The sequence below is a fragment of the Pseudomonas sp. KCJK8993 genome (assembly GCF_046230915.1).
In the GTDB taxonomy this organism is placed as follows: Bacteria; Pseudomonadota; Gammaproteobacteria; order Pseudomonadales; family Pseudomonadaceae; genus Aquipseudomonas; species Aquipseudomonas piscis.
Genome location: NZ_JBJJLO010000257.1, coordinates 1 through 553, shown reverse-complemented (window position 1 = coordinate 553; position 553 = coordinate 1). Strand labels below are relative to the sequence as shown.

Here is a 553-nt window from a genome sequence, read left to right as displayed (position 1 = left end):
CTGGTGTACCTGGCCAGCCTCGACGCAGTGCGCAGCGTGGTCGGGGTGACGCGCTGTCATCACTATGATGCCCGCCGAACCGACGCCTTGTCGCTCAAGGACTACATCCGCCGCAGGGACGAGGTTTCCGGGCGCTTGCTCGAACCCATGCTGTGTTTTCACGAAAGCCATGGCGCGCAGGTGCGCGAGGTACTGGAGGGCTATCGGCCCGGCGATGCGGTCAACCGTGACGCCGGGGTCCTGGTGGAATACCCCGATGTGCGGACCATGGCCCCGCCACTCAAGACAACGGCAGCGCCATCACCGGCCGTCCCGTCCGGACAGTGGCCGCAGGTGGTAGGCCAATTGCTGCTGGGGGTGTTGGGCGAAGCCCGGGCCGAGGCCTATGGCGAGCACGTGCCATTGATGGAAATGGGCCTGACGTCGTTGCAGATGCTCGATTTGCGCCATCGCCTGGCGGAGCGCCTGGCCAGCCCGCTGCCGGCCACGTTCTTTTTCCAGCATGGGACCCCGGCGGCGATCATCGCCTATCTGCAAAACCACGGCGCCCCGG

1 protein-coding gene is annotated in these 553 nt (G+C 66.4%); it reads left to right on the top strand.

Annotation, left to right across the window (positions count from 1 at the left end; genetic code table 11):
* Nucleotides 1–553, top strand: a 553-nt coding sequence (locus ACK6AU_RS32035) for an acyl carrier protein (RefSeq protein WP_409303784.1), incomplete at both ends; no start/stop codon positions are given.